The organism is Denitrovibrio acetiphilus DSM 12809, from assembly GCF_000025725.1.
Lineage (GTDB): Bacteria > Chrysiogenota > Deferribacteres > Deferribacterales > Geovibrionaceae > Denitrovibrio > Denitrovibrio acetiphilus.
The window spans coordinates 64302-84040 of record NC_013943.1 but is presented as its reverse complement, the minus strand read 5'-3'; the positions used below and the strand labels follow the sequence as shown (position 1 = coordinate 84040).

The 19739-nt window shown below is 45.0% G+C and carries 18 protein-coding genes; 1 reads left to right on the top strand and 17 read right to left on the bottom strand.

Annotated features, from left to right (window positions below; genetic code table 11):
- Window position 1 precedes the first annotated feature (1 nt).
- From DACET_RS00440 to DACET_RS00430, 3 genes are all read right to left on the bottom strand, one after another.
- Complete coding sequence (locus tag DACET_RS00440; protein WP_013009441.1) at window positions 2-364, bottom strand: chaperone NapD; 363 nt, start codon at window positions 362-364, stop codon at window positions 2-4.
- Window positions 365-534: 170 nt separating this feature from the next.
- The gene (locus DACET_RS00435) at window positions 535-2928 is read right to left on the bottom strand and encodes a molybdopterin oxidoreductase family protein (RefSeq protein ID WP_013009440.1); all 2394 of its coding nucleotides are present in this window, start codon (window positions 2926-2928) and stop codon (window positions 535-537) included.
- 11 nt (window positions 2929-2939) lie between these two features.
- Window positions 2940-3299: a cytochrome c3 family protein gene (locus DACET_RS00430; protein WP_013009439.1), complete on the bottom strand. Its 360-nt coding sequence runs from the start codon at window positions 3297-3299 to the stop codon at window positions 2940-2942.
- Window positions 3300-3712: 413 nt separating this feature from the next.
- Here DACET_RS00430 and DACET_RS00425 point away from each other — a divergent pair, with 413 nt between their 5' ends.
- Entirely contained in the window at window positions 3713-4897 is a 1185-nt protein-coding gene (locus DACET_RS00425; RefSeq protein WP_013009438.1) for a protoporphyrinogen/coproporphyrinogen oxidase, read from the top strand.
- A 239-nt stretch (window positions 4898-5136) separates the two neighbouring features.
- Here DACET_RS00425 and DACET_RS15255 read toward each other — a convergent pair whose 3' ends face one another.
- From DACET_RS15255 to DACET_RS00355, 14 genes are all read right to left on the bottom strand, one after another.
- A complete protein-coding gene (locus DACET_RS15255; protein ID WP_013009437.1) occupies window positions 5137-5766 on the bottom strand; it encodes an HAD family hydrolase in 630 nt (209 codons plus the stop codon).
- Window positions 5763-6587, bottom strand: coding sequence for a tetratricopeptide repeat protein (locus DACET_RS00415; protein WP_013009436.1), 825 nt, complete (start codon window positions 6585-6587; stop codon window positions 5763-5765). The genes DACET_RS15255 and DACET_RS00415 overlap by 4 nt, the downstream gene beginning before the upstream one ends.
- Before the next feature lie 91 nt (window positions 6588-6678).
- Window positions 6679-6933 (bottom strand): DUF167 domain-containing protein, encoded by a 255-nt coding sequence (locus DACET_RS00410; RefSeq protein ID WP_013009435.1) that lies wholly within the window; start codon window positions 6931-6933, stop codon window positions 6679-6681.
- A 2-nt stretch (window positions 6934-6935) separates the two neighbouring features.
- Entirely contained in the window at window positions 6936-8168 is a 1233-nt protein-coding gene (locus DACET_RS00405) for a lipoprotein-releasing ABC transporter permease subunit (RefSeq protein ID WP_013009434.1), read from the bottom strand.
- A gap of 3 nt (window positions 8169-8171) precedes the next feature.
- Window positions 8172-9719: a glutamine-hydrolyzing GMP synthase gene (gene guaA / locus DACET_RS00400; RefSeq protein ID WP_013009433.1), complete on the bottom strand. Its 1548-nt coding sequence runs from the start codon at window positions 9717-9719 to the stop codon at window positions 8172-8174.
- A gap of 144 nt (window positions 9720-9863) precedes the next feature.
- On the bottom strand, window positions 9864-11333 hold the full coding sequence (gene guaB, locus DACET_RS00395) for an IMP dehydrogenase (protein WP_013009432.1): 1470 nt from the start codon (window positions 11331-11333) through the stop codon (window positions 9864-9866).
- A gap of 413 nt (window positions 11334-11746) precedes the next feature.
- Window positions 11747-12559 (bottom strand): NAD+ synthase, encoded by an 813-nt coding sequence (locus tag DACET_RS00390; protein WP_013009431.1) that lies wholly within the window; start codon window positions 12557-12559, stop codon window positions 11747-11749.
- A 1-nt stretch (window position 12560) separates the two neighbouring features.
- The gene (locus tag DACET_RS00385; RefSeq protein WP_013009430.1) at window positions 12561-13388 is read right to left on the bottom strand and encodes a nitrilase-related carbon-nitrogen hydrolase; all 828 of its coding nucleotides are present in this window, start codon (window positions 13386-13388) and stop codon (window positions 12561-12563) included.
- A gap of 99 nt (window positions 13389-13487) precedes the next feature.
- Window positions 13488-13967 (bottom strand): cyclic pyranopterin monophosphate synthase MoaC, encoded by a 480-nt coding sequence (gene moaC, locus DACET_RS00380; protein ID WP_013009429.1) that lies wholly within the window; start codon window positions 13965-13967, stop codon window positions 13488-13490.
- 23 nt (window positions 13968-13990) lie between these two features.
- Window positions 13991-14737, bottom strand: coding sequence for an SH3 domain-containing protein (locus DACET_RS00375; RefSeq protein ID WP_013009428.1), 747 nt, complete (start codon window positions 14735-14737; stop codon window positions 13991-13993).
- Entirely contained in the window at window positions 14730-15824 is a 1095-nt protein-coding gene (ychF, locus tag DACET_RS00370) for a redox-regulated ATPase YchF (protein ID WP_013009427.1), read from the bottom strand. The genes DACET_RS00375 and ychF overlap by 8 nt, the downstream gene beginning before the upstream one ends.
- Before the next feature lie 246 nt (window positions 15825-16070).
- A complete protein-coding gene (locus tag DACET_RS00365; protein WP_013009426.1) occupies window positions 16071-18104 on the bottom strand; it encodes a sodium-translocating pyrophosphatase in 2034 nt (677 codons plus the stop codon).
- 76 nt (window positions 18105-18180) lie between these two features.
- Window positions 18181-18774 (bottom strand): aminoacyl-tRNA hydrolase, encoded by a 594-nt coding sequence (pth, locus tag DACET_RS00360; protein ID WP_013009425.1) that lies wholly within the window; start codon window positions 18772-18774, stop codon window positions 18181-18183.
- A complete protein-coding gene (locus DACET_RS00355; protein WP_013009424.1) occupies window positions 18775-19719 on the bottom strand; it encodes a ribose-phosphate pyrophosphokinase in 945 nt (314 codons plus the stop codon).
- Window positions 19720-19739: the final 20 nt, after the last annotated feature.

The following is a 19739-nucleotide window of genomic DNA, read 5'->3' as shown; positions in this document are numbered from 1 at the left end:
GCTATACTTCACGGGATTCAAGAGGGTTCTTCTCTCTCCTCCTGCTCCGCTGAAAAGTCTTCAGATCAGGAATTTTATCCCCCTGAAGTATCGCATCCACTTCGTCTTCGAAATGCATTATATGGTGTCCAACGTCCAGTATTTTACTATGATTTTTAATCACTTTCGTAAGCTCTTCCAGTTTTTCATCATTTTCTGTTTCAAAAGAAATAACTATCTGGGTTTTGTCCTCGCTAACGGCATGTATCTCAATCTCGCTGAAACCTTCCAGCACCTGTTTAACTTCATTTAGATTTTCAGGTTCGATAAAAACTATGCTTCCTGAGTAGATCATTTTCGGCTCCTGCATCAAAATTGTTATCATTGCGGACTCCGCTGAAAAAACTATGCATTAAGAAGTTTCCTCAGGCATCAGCAGTAAGAAACTGCCGGATGGTTTTCGCAGTGATGCTGTCTTCTTATAATAATCATACACCACATTTAAAAAAAGCACTCCCCCCGCAGAGGGAGTGCAAAGTGATGCTGGTCGCCTTCTTAGGAGAAGGATGAGTTTATGTCGCTGACTATGTATTTGTCAGCCACGTCTTTTGGTCCTGAAATTCTTTTAATTTTCACGGCGGCAATCTTAAACTCCGGCTCCTTCGAACCAGGGTCAACTGCATCGTTACATACAAAGTTGATCATCCTGTCCATAGCCTGATCGTGCCATGGAACAAAGAGTATGCCCGGGAGTGAAACTTTGGTAACATGAGCAGGCAAAATTGACTTCCCTCGTATACTTGTAACCTCCACCATATCTCCGGAGATGATACCGTACTTCTTCGCATCATCAGGGTGCACTTCGATGTAGCCGTTCGGGTGAGCTCTTGCTATCTCAGGGATACGCATTGTCATCGTCCCTGTATGCCACTGCTCAATAACACGCCCAGTTGTGAGGTAGAACGGAAACTCAGCAGATGGAACTTCAGCAGGACCGGCATAAGGCCGCAGCCAGATGTTTGCTTTCCCTTCGCCTTTACTGTCCATATAGAAGTAGAACTGCCTGTCCAGAGGCATTTTAATACCAAATTTCTTCTGGAACCCTTCATGCTCAAACATAGGATCCATACCTCTGACATATCTTTTATATGTGCCCGGGTGATCTGTAGTCGGACAAGGCCACTGAAGCCCGGCCTTCTCTTTTTTCAATCTGCTGTATGTAGCGCCTGCGAGCGTGTGGTCTGTATCTTTTGTCACACGGATATATTCGCTCCACGCCATTTCATTGTTTTTCATTGAGTCATCGCTGTTCCACGGAATGAGCTTTTCAAGCCCCATGCGTTTAGCTATCTGAGCAGCAATCCACACATCAGGTTTTGCATTCCCCATAGGTTCCACGCATTTTTCTGTAAGCTGGCTTCTACGCTCGGAGCATCCATACACACCGCCTTTCTCATAGATAAACGCAGCAGGAAGGACAACATCTGCAAGCTGAGTCGTCCTTGTGGGGAAAATATCAATAACCACAAGGAAAGAGTCACGCATACCGTCAATATACTTGTTCAGGTTAGGCAGAGATTGTGCCGGGTTCGTAGTACAAGTGATCATCCCTTTTATAGGTTTTGACGTATCCTTCTCTCCGCCAAGGGAGTCAAACATCTTCATAGTATGGAACCCCGGTTTAGGGTTAATAGTCCCCGGCTTGATTCCCCACTCTTTCTCTATGTGACTACGCCACTTATCGAGAGTAACAGGTTTTGTCCCCGGCAGAAGGTGACAGAGAGTACCTGTTTCACGTACACCGCCACATGCATTCGGCTGTCCTGTGAGGGAGAACGAATCCGCCCCCGGCTTGAACAGGTTGCCTGTGATAAGGTGCAGGTTGTGTATGAGGTTGTTTGCCCATACGCCCCTCGTACGCTGATTAAGCCCCATGGTCCAGAGTGATGTAGATGCACCTGAATTTGCAAACCATTCCGCAGCCTGACGGATATTATCTGCCGGACAGCGTGTAAGTTTCTCTACTTTTTCAGGTGTAAAATCTTTTATAAATTCTTTGTATGCAGCGATATCAAAGGTTTCTTTACCGTTTGTGATACGTGCATTTTCATTCATGAAACGTTCGTTATGCCAGTTGTTGTCCATGATAACTTTTGCCATTGCATGGAAAACAGCAAGGTCTGTCCCCGGGTCAACCGGAAGCCAGAGGTCGGCAATCTTTGATGTTGTGGTCTTTCTCGGTTCGCATACGATGATCTTAACATCAGGATTTTTCATTTTATGGCGCATAATTCTGCGGAAGAGCACAGGGTGACACTCAGAGGCATTGGAGCCGACTATAAACAGACATTTAGAGTATTCTATATCCGCATATGCTCCCACCGGTTCATCAGAACCGAAAGAGGATATATAGCCCCCGACAGCGGAAGCCATGCACAAACGCGGGTTCCCCTCTACCATGTTAGACCCGAAACCGCCTTTAAAAAGCTTATTGAAAGTATAACTTTCTTCTGTCATCGCCTGACCTGAGCCGTAATACGCTACAGCGTCTTTGCCGTATTTTTTGTGGAGTTCCTTGAACTTATCCGCAACGGTATCCAGAGCCTTATCCCAGCTGACTTTTTTGAATTTACCATTTGACTGGCGTATCATAGGTTCGGTAAGTCTGTCAGGGTGATACATACATTTATATGCAAGAAACCCTTTAACACAGAGAAATCCGAAGTTTGTCTGAGCGTCAGGGTTACCTTTAATAGCAACGACTTTCCCGTCCTTAACGCCTATATAAACACCACAGCCTGTACCGCAGAAACGGCAGGCGCCTTTTACCCATTTATCAACATCTGCACCACGAGCCGCCTCAGCGTTTTTAGGCATTGCAATGCCTACGGATGCGGCTGCGGCAGTTGCTACTGATGCTTTAAGAAAAGTTCTTCTGCTTATACTCATGAAAGTCCCCCTTATTTGTAGTCGTGCATCTTGTGCACTGTAAAGTTATGAGCTATATGGCAGCTTGCACACCTTGCCTGCGGAACCTGATTATTTTCCACCTGCATAGAATGGCAGCCCTCGCATGTAGCATTGGTCGGGGATTTCACAAAGTTTACCTCGTCACCATGGCAGACCTGACACTTAACCCCTGTGAACCCGTGAGCGCTCTCTTCCCATTGTTTGTAAATCTCTGGGGTAACATCAACATGGCATTCCGCACAGTCCTTATTCCCCATATCCTCAGGATGCTCATCTGCTGCATAGGCAAAGGCAACCGTTGTCAGGATAAGAACCATCACTAAAAAGAAAATCTTATTAAACGATCCCATACAAATACCTCCGGTACTAAAATGTTTGCAAAAACCTCTCGCAACCTCAAAACGGACATACCGCAGTCAGCCCTATGACTACGGTATATCAGAGGTTGTTTAAGTGCGTTAACACTTGTTTATAAGCTATGCTGTTCGCTATTTGCCGTATAAAAAGAAAGACGCTGCCCACGCATAAAGGCTGAACACGGCAGCCGATGCATAAACAGGAACCAGCCATGGAAACTTTTTCATCAACCCACCTCTATATTCTAATTTTAGCGTGTACTTTGTAAAACGCTTATTAAGGTTGTAAGAGTGATGTAAATATTGTGAACATTTGTAAAAATTATCTACAAAAAGACTCCAAATCAGCAGTCTGCCTACTTGCTTACACTCAGCAGAGAAGCTATACTAAAATGATGGAGGCTGTAATGAATACATTTGATTTTATCATAATCGGAAGCGGTATCAGCGGGATGAGCTTCGCACACCACATGTCGGAACAGGGGGAAAATGTACTCGTTCTCGAAAAGAAAGGCTACGCCGGAGGTTGCCTGTACTCACTCCGTCACGAGGACTTCTGGCTGGAGCTCGGCGGACACACAATATACAGTTCTTATATGTCGTTCATCAAAACTCTCAGAGAGCTTGGAACAGAAGACAAATTTATCGGCAGAGAGAAGGCGTCTTTTAAAATGTACAGAGAAGGAAAGATCGGCTCTCTCATGTCAGCACTCAGCAAAGTTGAGCTGGCTCTCAACGCACCTAAAATGTTTTTTAAAAAGAAGGAAGGCAACAGTGTCAGAGAATACTACTCAGCCATACTTGGCAAAAGTAACTATGACAATATGTTTCAGGCGATGCTCCAGGCTGTTATATCTCAGGACGCATCAGGATTCCCTGCGGATATGCTTCTGAAAAAACGAGACAGGGACAAAACAGCCCCGAGAAACTTCACTCTTAAAGGCGGCATGTCAACATTTATTGATTCTGTTGCTGCAAAAGAAAATGTAACTCTCAAGACTGACTGCGAAGCTGTTGACGTCACACTTGCTGACGGGACATATACTGTCGAAACTGTAAAAGGTGATAAATTTCAGACCCCGAATATTGTAATGGCTTGCCCGCCCCCTGTTGCCGGAAAACTTCTGGAACAAGCAGCACCTGAAACAGCATCACTTCTGTCTGAAATACATGGTGTAAAAGTTGACACATACGGCGTGATTGTCAGAAAAGAAGACATAAATGTTGAGCCGTTCAGTTTTATAATTGCTAAAGACGATGTTTTCACTTCTGCTGTGTCAAGGGACATTCTCCCCCATGACAAATACAGAGGAGCCGCTTTCCACTTCTGCGACGGTGCGCTGGACGAAGACGAGAAGATTTCCAAAATTGAAGATATTCTCGGAATAGACCGAAGCTCTATCGTAAAAAGCGGTGCAACAGTCCATTTTTCACCAACTCTGGGCATGGATCACAAAGACCGCGTCAGAAAGATTGACACCACACTCAGCAAATACAAAGGGCTCTATGTGGTTGGTAATTACTTCGGAGGGGTCGCCATTGAAGACTGTGCTCTCCGTGCGGGCTCAGCAGCCCAAAGCCAGCAGCCTTAAGGCTAAAAAGGTAATATAATGAGGCGGCAGAAGTGCTTGAAATTACATGATGGCTTGATCTCGTAATTGCGAGAAACAGGCGACATAGCCCTTAGCATCTGCATATTAGTAAGACGTGTCATTGAGAGGAGCAAAGCAACGCGGCAATCTTTACATAGTAATTAGCTTAAGTCTTTAGATTACTTACTTGTCTGTAACCGTTTTTATAATAACGCCTCCCTCGCTTGAGGGGGGCTTCTTTATCTCAGGAGATCAACCACTTCCGACATGCACTCAACAGTAAAGTCCGCTATACCGCTGTGATCCTCATCAGCAAACTCCCGGGTAAAAACAGTAACACACCCTGCACTTTTCGCAGATTTCAGCCCGATAAAAGAATCTTCGACACACAGACATTCCCCGGGCTCAAATCCCAGCTCATTCGCAGCGTAAAGATATCCGTCAGGAGCCGGTTTCCCTTTGTCGTAAAGTTCATCTGTAGCAATTATGTCAAATGCTGAAAGATCAATACAGTGGGCAAACATATTGACCTCTGCCCGTGAGCTTCCGGTGACGATACCCTTTTTTATGTTCAGCGCAAGTACATCGTCAAGCCCTTCTGCCAGTGGTGCTGAACCGCCGTTAAAGAAGTTTGATTTTGCATCTACAAAAATATTTCTGATATCTTCCGGTTTCATTTCCGGTAAATACTGTTCAGATAATATCTGAAATATGCCCTTCCATGTGTGACCGTCAAAGTTTTTACGGTCTTCACTCGTAAGCTCTCTGCCGATCAGACCGCTTATCGTCTCTTTAAAAAGCCTGAAATTATATTTTTCAGTGCCTATCATTGTGTTATCAAAATCTATCAGTACCGCTTTGTATTTCACTTAATATCCTTTAAAAGGGTGTTCATGCGCTGACGCACAGACTCAGCATCAGGGTTCTGCTTCAGATACATCGTGTAGTCTATTATGGCATCCTCATTCTGTCCCATTGTCTGATATATAGACCCTCTGGTCAGATACGCTTCCGATACGCTGCTGTCCAGCTCAATGGATTTTGTACAGTCTGCCAGAGCTTTGTCATATTGTTCGAGGTCTTTGTTTACTACACATCTGTTGTTATAAGCAAGAGCGTTAGAGGGTTCTATCTTTATCGCCATGCTCAGGTCGTCATATGCTTCTTTATATTTTTTAAGAGCAGAATACGCCATCCCTCTGTTTATGTAAGGTGTTACATAATCTCTGCGCAGTGATATCGCCTGTGAACAGTCGGCAATTGCGCTGTCGTAACGTTTTCCGTTCAGGAAGACCATACATCTTTTGTTGTAGGCCTTGTAGCTAGCCGGATTAATGCTGATGGCTTTCGAACAGCTTGTCAGTGCATTCTTCAGGTCGTTTTTGTCTATGAGCAGTCCGCAAAGATTTGTAAGTGAACTATAGTCTTCCTTGTCAAACTTGTAAGCCATTTTGTAGTTCATGATAGCATTATCAATCTCGCCAAGCTGTGCCTGAACATATGCGAGATTGCTGTAACCCCTTGAAAACTTAGGGTTTTCATTAATAGATTCATCAAAGAATACTTTCGCTGACTGCAAGTCTCCTTGCCCCATTGCTTCCAGACCCTTTTTATAATACTTGCCTTCACCAAAAGCGAAAGCAAACAGAGATATCGACATTACCAGCGCAAACATTGAAATTAGTTTCATGTGAGGCCTCCTATGAATTATAAAGTACCACATATGGCAGTTCTGCGCCATAAACTATAGAAAACGGAGATTAGCATAAGTTCGTTAATAACTACTTAGAAAGGCAATTCATGACATCTAATGTGTCCATATTGATCTCGACTATTTTATGACGGGATTTTTCACCAGAGATAATTTTTATACCGGATTTAGATATTTTAAGCTGTTTTGACAAAAACTTAACGAGAACTTCATTGGCAGCGCCCTCAACAGGCGGTGCACATACACGGATTTTTATTTTTCCGTCATGCATGCCCGATAGCTCTGTCTTTTTCGCCCCGGGCTGAACATATACCGACAGTTTCATATTTAATCTCTGCGGAGAGCCTCAATAGGGTCAAGCTTCGCTGATTGTTTCGCAGGAAATAAGCCGGCTATATATGTGATAAGCAGTGCGCATACTGTTACCACGACAAATGTTGAAAGTTCCATTTTAACAGGTATCCTGTCCATGAAATATACATCCTCCGGAAGTGAGATCAGCTTAAACCTTTCCAGAACAACGCATATAACAAACCCGAGTATGTTGCCAAACACCGTCCCTGTGATCCCTATGATCATCCCCTGCTTCATGAATATGCGGGATATCATCTTTTCCGGCGCACCCATGGCACGCATTATAGCTATGTCACGTTTTTTATCTTTAACAGTAACCGTTATCATGCTTATTACATTAAATGACGCCACTATAATAATCAGCGTCAGGATTATAAACATTGCATATTTTTCCAGTTTCAGAGCAGAAAACAGATTTTTATTCATGCTTATCCAGTCTCTCGACCAGAAAGGAAAGTCCAGCTCTTTCTGAATCTGTGCCGCGATAGCTGGTGCTTTGTCGAAATTCCCGGTGCTGATGCTGAAACCGGATGCGATGTCTCCTGTACCGAAAAATTCCTGCGCATCAGATATATCGATATAAGCGAGAGAGTTATTGTACTCATACATGCCGGTATCAAATATACCTGAAACTTCGAAACGCTTCATCTTTGGTGTTATGCCGAAAGGCCCCTTCTTGCCGAAAGGAGAAACCATAACAACTTCATCACCAGGGAGAACACCAAGGTTGGCAGCAAGCTCTTTCCCCACTGCTATCTGCGGGTTGCCATTTTCAGCTTTCTTTGAGATATCGTTAAAATATCCGTCAGTCATAAACTTTTTGATAGAAGTGACCTTAAGCTCGCGCTCAGGGACAACCCCTCGGACAACCACACCGGAAACGTTATTTTCACTGGTGAGAAGCACCTGATTCAGAATAAAGGGTGAGACGCCGGTTACACCGTCAACATCTTCGATTATCTTGCCGATCCCCTGCCAGTTCTTAATGGGGGAGACATCCACACGATTAACGACGATATGTGCATTTGCCCCAAGTATTCTGTTTTTCAGGTTGTCTGAAAACCCGCTCATCACGCTCACCACCACGATCAGTGTGGCAACCCCGAGAAGTATCCCCAGTATGGAGATACCTGAGATGAAGGATAATATTTTATTCGACTTGCGGCTTCGCAGATATCTGCCTGCCACAAAGCGTTCAAATTTCAATTGTTACTCCCACTCGATAGTCGCAGGCGGCTTAGAGCTTATGTCATACGCCACTCTGTTTATCCCTCTGACTTCGTTAATGATCCTGTTGGATATGCGCCCGAGCACTTCATAAGGGATATGCGCCCAGTCCGCAGTCATGCCGTCTGTGGACTCCACAGCACGGACAGCAACGGCATTTTCATATGTTCTGTTGTCACCCATGACACCGACAGTGTTCACAGGGAGCAGAACTGTAAATGCCTGCCATATCTTTGTGTAAAGGTCTGCTTTGTGCAGCTCCTCAAGAAAGATGGCATCAGCCTCACGCAGAACATCACAGCGTTCTTTTGTCACTTCACCAAGAACACGCACACCGAGCCCTGGCCCCGGAAACGGATGTCTCCAGATAAAGTTCTCAGGTATACCAAGCTCCAGCCCCACACGGCGGACTTCGTCTTTAAAAAGCTCACGTAGAGGCTCAAGAAGCTTGAACTTCATATCTTCCGGCAGACCGCCCACATTGTGGTGGGTCTTGATGGTGGCGGAAGGTCCTTTGAACGAAACTGATTCTATTACATCCGGATAGAGTGTCCCCTGAGCGAGGAATTCAAATTCGCCAAGCTTGCTTGACTCTTCCTCGAAAATACGGACAAACATATTACCGATAGCTTTTCTCTTCTTCTCAGGGTCTGTAACACCCTTAAGTACAGACAAAAATCTGTCCTCTGCGTTCACTGCTACGAGGTTCATCTTGAACTGATTTCTGAAAGCATCCTCGACCTGTTTTCCCTCGTCCTTGCGCAAAAGCCCGTTGTCAACAAACACACAGGTCAGATTGTCGCCTATGGCACGGTGTATCAGCACCGCAGCAACAGAAGAATCCACACCGCCCGAAAGCCCGCAGAGAACCCTTTTATCACCAACAAGCTCTTTGATTCGCTCTATTTCAGCTTCGACAAAATTACGTGGTGTCCAGACCTGCTCGCATCCGCATATTTTAACAACAAAGTTTTCGAGAATCTGCCTGCCGTTTTTAGTATGTGCAACTTCTGGGTGGAACTGGATTGTATAGATAGGTCTTGTTTCGTGGCGCATAGCTGCAACGGGTGCGTTATCTGTCTTTGCTATGGTTTTAAAACCTTCAGGCATCTTGTCCAGCCTGTCACCGTGGCTCATCCAGACAACAAAACTGTCATCTTCTATATCCGCAAAAAAGTCATCAGATTTATCAGCATAAAGTTCAGCACGTCCATATTCCCTGTGGTCAGCCTCTGCCACCACACCGCCGAAATACATGCCTGTGAGCTGATGCCCATAGCATATGCCGAGCACAGGAACACCCAGCTCGTAAACCTCGTCAGAGACTTTAGGTGCATCTTTATCGTAAACAGATGCGGGACCGCCGGAGAGTATTATCCCCTTCGCCCCGTATTCTTTTATTTTCTCGAATTCCACATTACACGGAAATATCTCGCAATAGACATTTGCCTCACGCACACGTCGTGCGATTAGCTGTGTATATTGCGAACCGAAGTCAAGTATCAAAACCTTCTGGCTGTGTATATCCATATTTTCTACCTTGCATATCATTTTATTATTCAAAACGCCCTGTCATGCTATCAGCATCAGGACATCAGCATATTGTGCAACCGTCCAAAGCCGAGGATGTGCAGTTTCAGCCTGCATTAACAGTATATTGCCTGCCAACAAGTTCTATGTACTTATCCAGTAGTTAGGAGCCTCTTTAGTAATTATAACGTCATGCACATGACTCTCTTTCAACCCTGCGCCGGATATCCTGACAAACTTGGCGTCTCTACGCAGATCATCGATTGTTGGGCAGCCGGTGTAGCCCATTCCTGAACGGATCCCACCCACAAGCTGGTAAACAGTGCTGCGGAGTTCTCCTTTATAGTGAACACGCCCTTCTATGCCTTCGGGTACGAATTTTTTCTCGTTGTCTGCATCATCCTGAAAGTATCTATCCTTAGAGCCTTCTTTCATGGCGCCGACAGAACCCATTCCACGATAGACCTTGTAGCTTCTCCCCTGAAACAGTTCAATCTCGCCGGGAGCTTCTTTTGTTCCGGCAAACAGCGACCCCATCATAACGGTACTGGCACCTGACGCAAGAGCCTTAACTATATCACCGGAATATTTAACACCACCGTCAGCAATGATAGGTACGTTATATTTGTCGGCCATTGCAGCGCAGTCCATAATGGCGGTTATCTGCGGAACCCCAACCCCTGCTACAACCCGTGTTGTGCATATGGAGCCTGGACCGATACCAACCTTAACACAGTCAGCGCCGGCTTTTATAAGGTCTTCTGTCGCCTCTGCTGTCGCAACATTACCAGCCACAATCTGCATGTCAGGATATTCTTTCTTTATCCATTTGACCATATCCAGAACCTTATACGAGTGACCGTGTGCAGTATCTATAGCAAGTATATCTACCTTCTTTTCAATGAGAGCGGCGGCTCTGTCTTTTGCCTCATCACCCACACCGATTGCAGCACCAACAAGCAGTCTCCCCATACCATCTTTTGCAGCGTGAGGATATTTGATTCTTTTATTTATATCTTTGATTGTGATAAGCCCTTTCAGCTTAAATGCATCATCAACCACAAGAAGTTTTTCTATTCTGTGTTTCTGAAGGTGCCTCATGGACTCCTCAAGGGATGTCCCGACAGGAACAGTTACAAGATTTTCGCTTGTCATAAACTTTGTAACATTAGCAGTGAAATCCTCTACGAAACGAAGGTCTCTGTTAGTGAGGATACCCACCAGCTTCTGACCGTCTATAACCGGCACACCGCTGATTTTGTATTTACCCATAAGGTCAAGTGCATCCTGAACGGTTTTGTCCGGAGAGATTGTCACAGGGTCAACAATCATTCCCGACTCAGACCTTTTAACCTTATCAACTTCGGCTGCCTGCTCTTCTATGCTCATGTTTTTGTGGATAAACCCTATCCCGCCTTCCTGGGCAATGGCGATAGCAAGCCTCGCCTCTGTAACAGTGTCCATAGCTGCGGACACCAGAGGGATGTTCAAAGTTATCTTTTGGGTGAGTCTAGTCTGTGTCTGGACATCCTTCGGCAGAACATTACTGCTAGCCGGAACCATGAGAACGTCGTCAAACGTCAACGCCTCTTTAATAATCTTGTCGTGATACATTATTACCTCGTATGTATTGTGCAATATCTTTAACAGCCCAGCCCCATTCGGCACGGCAAATTCTATATATTTTCAGATTGATTCAGTGCAGGCAGATAAAAGCAGCTCTGCCTTTAAGTTCATCACGACCAAAGCGGCCAGTGACCGTGTAAGTTTGCTTCACCCATAAAGGGGTTCGCAATGACACTCTGCTACTACTCTAAAGTCATCACGAGCAAAGCAGTCAGTCACCGTATAAGTTTGCTTCACCCATAAAGGGGTTCGCAATGACACTCTGCCACTACTCTAAAGTCATCACGAGCAAAGCGGCCAGTAACCGTGTAAGTTTGCTTCACCCATAAAAGGGGTTCGCAATGACACTCTGCCGTTACTCTAAAGTCATCACGAGCAAAGCGAAGTGATCTTATAAAACCTTAATAGCCCCAGTCGCGGCAGTAACGGAAATCTCTGCCTATTGTTCTCTGACTGACTTTCGCTATAACAGTTGTCCGCCTTTTGAACTGATTACGCCTGATACGCTCATAAACATTGTTTACGAAATCAGAAGCAAAACCCTCTTCGATAAGCTCAGAAGTTCTAACCCTCTCGTCAACCATCTTATAAAGAAGTTCATCAGCCTGCCTGTAAGTAAAGCCAAGCTCCTGTTCATCTGTCTGCCCTACCCAGAGGTCGGCAGTCGGTTGTTTCACAATTACTGATTCAGGAATACCAAGATACTCAGAAAGCTCCCACACCTGCGTTTTGTAAAGGTCGCCAATGGGGTTTAAGGCACTCGCCAGATCACCGTACCATGTTCCATAACCGAGCAGAAGTTCAGTTTTATTGCTTGTTCCCAGCACTAGTCCGGCAACCTTTGCAGACATGTCAAACAGACATATCATACGCTGTCTTGCCATAACATTCCCCATGCGGAGTTTGCTCATATCCGGATTCATATCTATATAAGGATCAACCATAGGGGTTATCTCTATCACTTCAAAGTTCAGCTTAAAAGCATTTGCAACTTTTATAGCATCTTCCAGAGACTCTTTACTGCTGAGTTTATAAGGCATGCAGTAAGCATACACCCTGTCTCCGCCTAGAGCTTTTGCCGCAAGCGCCGCACTCAAAGCGGAATCTATACCGCCGGAGAGCCCAAGCACGACATTCTCAAACCCGATTTTCTCAGTTTCTTCTTTTATAAAATTAGTAAGTATATCAACTGTAAGGTCGAGGTTCAGCTTCATGCTAGTCCCCCTTTCCCAGATAATTTTTTAAAATATAACTCTTTTCATCACGTAGAAAAGGAGTTTCGATACGAGCCCTGCGGACAGTTTTCATATCTATATGCACACAACCGCCATCCTCTTTGAACATCGGCAGTGATTTAAGTTTTTTACCACGGGCATCATAAGCTTCGGAACCACCCCAGAAAGACACCCCGTCCTCAACACCAACCCTGTTAGCATAAATCAGATTTACAGTCAGAACACTTGCAACATACTCATTTGAAGTCTGCCAGATATTAGCGGCATCGTGCCCCTCTTCCAGATTGCCTCTCGCTGGGCTGTTGGAGGGGATAAGAATGTTCTGCACTCCCGACTGCGAAAGGATATAGAGAGCGCTCATGTGAAATGAATCTTCACATATCAGTATGCCGAATTTGCCGAATTCTGTATCAAACGCTTCAAAGCTCTTACCCGCTGCGAAATACCGCCCCTCTTCAAAAAGGGTATAATCCGGCAGATAAACTTTTCTATGGGTATGGACAGTCCTGCCCCTGTGCACAAAAGCAGCAGAGTTATAGAAACGCCTGTCTGCTGATTCTTCAACATATCCGAATACAATCGCAATATTTTCAGACAATTCAAGAAACTTCTGATAGATAGGGTGAGTTTCGTCCATAGCAACTTCGTAGACTAAATCAAGCAGATAATAACCGGTAAGAGAAAGCTCCGGAAACATAACAAGGTCGCACCCGCTGCCTATGGCTGTTTTGATTATATCAAAATGCTTCTCTGCATTCTTTTCCACATTCCCTAATACAGGGCTGATCTGCGCTATGTGTACCTTCATATCTGTTTCCTTTAATACTCCATAGTCAAGGACGTTATACTGTTTACGTTCTCAATATACATAAGATTGCTTCGACACAAGGTCCCGCAATGACAAAAACTATTCCTCTCGCAGGTAAGTGCCAGACTTACCACCGGTTTTCTTCATCAGACGGATATCGCCCATTACCATAGATTTATCAACTGCCTTGCACATGTCATATATCGTAAGCGCAGCCACGGAAACGCCTGTGAGGGCTTCCATCTCTACACCTGTTTTTCCTGCCATTTTAACTTTTACCTGAATATCAACTTTTGATTTTTCTCTGTCCGGTGTGAAATAGACATCAACACCTGTAATCTGGAGGGGGTGGCACATAGGGATGAGGTTGTGCGTCTGCTTCACAGCCATAACGGCTGCGACCCTTGCCACTTCGAAGACATTCCGCCCTTTTGCCATCTTCCCGTCTATCATAAGCTGAAGGGTTTCCGGAGTCATGCTGATGTACCCCTCTGCGGTTGCTTCCCTTACTGTCTCACCTTTGTCGGTGACGTCAACCATCCTGCTTCTTCCTTCTTCGTCAAAATGTGTCAGAGGCATGTTATGCTCCTAGTTACTTTTTTCTAATGCGGATAGCCCGCAAATATTTCGTCCGGACGTTTTGCACTTCTGATATAGTCCCAGATGCTCCCCGTCCCTGTCTTTATTTCATCTATATTAGCAAAGTTTTTATCAAGAGTCAGCGCCGCGTAGTTATCTGTACGCCCCTTATAGCTGCCTGAAACGAAATCCGGCACAAGAATAGTTATCTTATACCTCGGGTCAGGAAGCACAATCATCTTCATATAGATAAGCTCAATCAGCTTTACCATATCTTTTTGCAGCAGATTCTCTTTCAGAGAAGGGACAGGTTCGCCTTTTATATTCACCGCACTGTAGAGCAGATAAATATCATCAGGATTTTTCCCTGAGTGAAAAGAGAGCATCGGCATAATCTTCTGCTTTTCAGCAAACCATGACGACTGTACTGTGTCATTAAATTGATCGAGCAGATTTTTAATATCTATCAAAACCTTAGTAGCAGATTCCTTTAGCCTTATATTCTCATGCTTATAAGCAACATATTTAGCATAAACATAAGCTGAGGACTTATTATAGAGCCTGACCTTCAGCCACTCCCCCTCTTCCCCTATGATTAAGACTTTAGAATTTTTACCAAGCAGAGCCATAGCCTTGCTTTTAAATGATGGTTCCTGATAAGCATAGGTTTTGGACACAACAATATTGCCCATAACCTCAACCACATCATCTGCAAATGCGGCCACAGCAAAAAGTGTTATCAGGATTACCAGTATAGTTTTTTTAAACATTGAACCTGAAATATATTATATCTCCGTCCTGCACAATGTATTCCTTCCCTTCAAGCCTCATCTTGCCAAGTTCTTTGGCTTTTGTCAGGGACTTTATTTCTGCAAAATCACCATAGCCGACAGTTTCTGCCCGTATGAACCCGCGCTCTATATCAGAATGAATTTTACCGGCAGCTTTCTGTGCTGTTGTGCCTTGTGTGATGGTCCATGCACGCACTTCTTTTTCTCCAGCAGTAAAGAAAGTTATCAGGTCGAGCAGTTTATACCCCTGCTCTGTCATTTCCGTCAGCCCGGACTTTTCAAGACCAAGGTCAGCGAGGAATTCTTTCGCCTCGTCAGCCTCAAGCTCTGATATTTCCTGCTCGATCTTTCCGCATATTTTAACGCAGACAGCGCCCTCTTTAGCAGCATGTTCGCGTACCATCCGTGCATGTTCGTTGTCTTCGAGAAGCTCGTCCTCTTCAACATTCATAACATACATAACAGGCTTTGCAGTGATAAAGGAGTATTCACTAAGCTGATCAACAATCTCTTCGTAACCGTCTATCTCTCTTATAAGTTTTCCCTCTGCCACCGGCCCCTGAAGAGTCGAAAGCAGCTCAAACTTCTTAATCAGCTCTTTATCGCCGCTTTTGGAGGACTTTCTGAGCCTTTCAACAGCTCTGTCTATAATTTCCATGTCACTGAGCAAAAGCTCTGTGTTAATTATCTCTATATCACGTATCGGGTCAACAGAGCCTTCAACGTGAGTAATGTCACCGCCGTCAAAACAGCGGACAACGTGCGCAACAGCGTCAACCTGGCGGATGTTCGTGAGGAACTGGTTGCCAAGCCCCTCGCCCTTGCTTGCGCCTTTCACAAGACCAGCTATATCTACAAACTCTATGGTTGTGCGAACCACAGACTTAGGCTTTACGTATTGAATGATAAAATCCTGTCTATCGTCCAGAACAGGAACGATCCCTTTGTTAGGATCTATAGTACAGAAAGGATAATTGGCGCTTTCCGCGCCTGCTTTGGTAAGAGCATTGAATATTGTGGATTTCCCGACGTTTGGAAGTCCTACTATGCCGCAGTTGAATCCCATTTGATATGATCTCCGAAAAACATATTTTCTACACTCATATCTGTAAGTTACAGATGTAAGTATCCCCTGACACAAAATCTGATTAGAATTACCGTTGTTTTCTGATAAAAATGGGGCTTCCACTTTATATAGCAGAAGCCCTCAGTATTCAATCTAAAATGTATCCCGCCTCGGCAGATGCAGAAGCGTTCGTTACAAAACAGTCAAAACAGAAAAGGAGGGCTTTTACACCCTCCTCTGAGTTTATTATATAAGAAGCGGAGCTATGATAAGTGAAACAATGGACATCAGCTTGATAAGAATGTTCATTGCAGGACCACTTGTATCTTTGAAAGGGTCACCAACAGTATCGCCTGTAACAGTAGCTTTATGCTGCTCAGAGCCTTTACCGTCGCTCCCCCACTCGCCTTTCTCAACAGCTTTTTTAGCATTATCCCATGCACCGCCGGCGTTAGCCATAAGAAGCGCAAGGAGAACACCTGTAACTGTCGCACCTGCAAGCATGCCGCCAAGAGCTTCTTTACCAAGAAGGAAGCCAACGATAACCGGAGCGAGCACAGCGATCACACCAGGAAGTACCATCTCCTTAAGAGCGGCAGCGGTTGAGATATCAACACATGTTTTTGAGTCAGGTTTAACACCTGGCTTCCCTTCGAGAAGTCCTGGTATTTCACGGAACTGACGACGGATCTCTTCAACCATCTGCTCAGCAGCCTTACCAACGGATGTCATAGTAAGGGCACCGATAAGGAAAGGAAGGAAACCGCCAACGAAAAGACCTATAACAACAGTAGGTGTTGTTATGTCTATCGTAGTGATCTCCGCACTTGAGCTGTATGCAGCGAAAAGAGCAAGAGCTGTAAGTGCAGCAGAGCCGATAGCAAAACCTTTACCAACAGCCGCTGTAGTGTTTCCGATAGCGTCAAGATTGTCTGTGATAGCTCTGACATCAGGACCGAGCTCAGCCATTTCTGAGATACCGCCTGCGTTGTCAGCGATAGGACCGTAAGCGTCCACTGTCATAGTAACACCGACAGTAGCGAGCATACCGACAGCCGCGATACCTATACCGTAAAGTCCGGCAGCGTAGTTCGCAACGTATATACCTACACATATAAGGATAACAGGCAGTACAACTGACTCAAGCCCCACAGCAAAACCAACAATGATGTTAGTTGCAGGACCGGTTGTTGATGCCTCTACAATTCTTTTAACAGGACCGGCAGATGTATAATATTCTGTCACGAGCCCTACAAGGATTCCTACAAAGGAACCTGCAAGAAGTGCCCAGAAAACGCCTGATGTTATGCCTACTGATGTAATAACAAAATAGGCGGCAACAAGGAAAAGTCCGGCACCGATGTATGTTGAGTTACGCAAAGCAGCAGCCGGCTCAGAGTTTTTGAGCAATTTCATTGAGAAAACGCCAATGATTGATGAAACAAGACCAACAACAGCGAGCAGCACAGGGAGAAACATCAGTGTAGATGTGAATCCCGGAGTAGGCACGCCTGTTGCAGCCAGTTTAGCAAGAAGCATTGGTGATGCTGTAGCTGCGATTGTAAGTGTAGCAATGATAGAACCGACATATGATTCAAAAATGTCTGCACCCATACCTGCGATGTCGCCCACGTTGTCACCAACGTTATCAGCGATAACACCTGGGTTCCTAGGGTCATCTTCAGGAATACCTGCTTCAACTTTACCAACGAGGTCAGCACCAACATCCGCAGCTTTTGTATAGATACCGCCGCCGACACGAGCGAAAAGAGCGATGGATGAAGCTCCCATTGCAAATCCGTTGATGTATTTAGCTGTTTCAGGATCGCCAAAGATTATGAAAAGTACGCCGACACCAAGAAGACCAAGGGATGCAACAGCAAGCCCCATAACAGCACCACCGTTATAAGAAACGGAAAGTGCAGCGGCAAGCCCGCCTTTTCTGGCAGCTTCGGATGTTCTTACATTAGCTCTTGTAGCTGATTTCATACCAAAGAAACCTGCCATTATAGAACAAAGAGCACCAGCCAGGAAAGACAGTGCTGTGTAAATGCCGAGGTCTTTAGGAAACAGCATCAGTACGAAAACAATTACGATAAAAATCGCAAGGACCTTATACTCACGGCCAAGGAAAGCCATAGCACCATCATGAATTGCGTCTGAGATCTCTCTCATTTTCTCGTTGCCTACAGGCTGCTTAACAACGTTCATGTAAATAACATAAGCGATAGCAAGCCCGATCACACCAAGTACAGGCGCGAGATAGGACAAGTTTGTCATTAGTCATTCCTCCTATGGAAACTTTTATTTTTAAGCAAAAAATGCCGTATCACCATACCTTAACAGTATAACGATATCAGCCCTCCTGCTCGTTTTCTACATTTTTGTCAGCGTTCTTTCTGGTATTAAAGACATTCATCGCAGGGCGTAGACCCTCTTTAATACAGCAAACTACAGCTTTTACACCAATATCTATGAATTCGTCAAGTTTTTCAGACTCTTGTGGAGAAAATTTCCCCAGAACATGACCGATAGTGTCTCTTCTGCCGTCTTTGCCTATTCCCATTTTCAGCCGGATGAAATCTTTGTCACCCAGCATCTGCGCCATAGACCTGATCCCTTTGTGACCGCCGTCATTACCGCCTTTTTTCAGCTTAAGCCTGCCGAACTCTATGTCAAGATCATCGTGGACAGCGATGATGTCTTCCACAGGGATCTTATAGTAAGCAGCTAGAGGCTGGACAGACTCTCCTGAAAGATTCATATACGTATACGGCTTAAGGATGTAATGTTTCCCGCCGTCCATAAAAAACTCCGCATACTCTCCTTTGAAACCTTTGGAAAATGATGCCGAGTTCTCGGATGCAAGCTTATCCGCCACTAAAAAACCAAGATTATGCCGGGTCCGGTCGTATTTCTCTCCCGGATTGCCGAGACCGACTATAAGCACTTACACCTGCCCTGTAGCAAACAGTGAACTGATTGATTCTTTCTGATAAATCCTTGTAATAGCTTCAGCCAGAAGGGAAGCGACAGAAAGCACCTCTATCTTGCTGACTGCTTTATCAAAAGGGATAGAGTCTGTTATGATGACCTTTTTAAGCGGCGAATCAAGAATCCTCTCTATGGCAGGGCCTGAAAGCACACCGTGGGCAGCGGAGGCGTAAACCTCTGTTGCGCCATGTTCGATACACGCTTTTGCAGCCTGTGTGAGTGTTCCCGCTGTATCTATCATGTCGTCAATCAGTATGACTTTTTTATTGTTAACATCACCGATAACATGCATAGCCTCGGCAACATTTGCTCTCTCTCTGCGTTTATCAACGATCGCAAGTGTTGTCCCGAGAAGCTTGCTGTAAGCTCTTGCTCTCGCCACACCACCCGCATCAGGGGAAACAACAACATAGTCTTCACCATGCATGCCGTTCTCTCTGAAATATACATCAAAAACAGGTGACGAATAAAGGTTATCCACAGGTATATCGAAAAAACCCTGAATCTGACCTGCATGAAGGTTCATGGTAACGACTCTGTCTATACCTGATTTTGTCAGCAGGTTTGCAACGAGTTTTGCTGTAATAGGAACGCGGGGTTCGCTTGTTCTGTCCTGTCTTGCATACCCGAAGTAAGGCATGATAGCTGTGACAGTATTTGCAGATGCTCTTTTAAGAGCGTCCACCATAATCATCATCTCTATAAGGTGTTCTTCTGCCGGAGCGCATGTGGATTGAATGAGGAAAACGTCACGCCCTCTAACACTCTCATTAATGCGGACAAAAATTTCTCCGTCACTGAACTTGCGTACATCAGCGTCTCCAAGTCTCATACCCAGCTTTGACACTATGCTCTGTGCAAGCTTTTTGTTAGAGTTCCCAGCGAAAACAAGATAATCCATCACGTACTCCTGTAAAAGTT